We start from the raw sequence: 311 nt of genomic DNA on the forward strand, positions 1-311 counted from the left end.
CGTCCACGGTCATAGGTCAACGTTTTACGCAGTTCTGCAGGTAAATATTTCAGAGCTTCAGTTAAAGCCTTGCGCACTGATTCTGCCTTTGCATCAGGTAATGTTGCCAAGATACAGAGCCGTGTATTTCGTTCAATAAGTGTTGCTATCGAACTTTTATTGTCTTTACCTTTAATTAAATCAGCTTCCCAATGACCCGGTATTTTTCTTTCTTGAACTTCGGCTGGGCGCTCATGAATAGTTTTAATATCCTGTAATATAGAATCTTTTTTAGGTTCACCGTTAGCTTTTCGCTTTTTATTTTCATGACG

General features: G+C 38.9%; 1 protein-coding gene. It reads right to left on the reverse strand.

Annotation, left to right across the window (positions count from 1 at the left end; translation table 11 throughout):
• The coding region (locus ACWQ4X_RS19880) for an IS30 family transposase (protein ID WP_188136602.1) at positions 1 to 311 on the reverse strand (311 nt) is incomplete at both ends.

Source organism: Acinetobacter sp. NigerLNRRAM0016 (assembly GCF_054112845.1).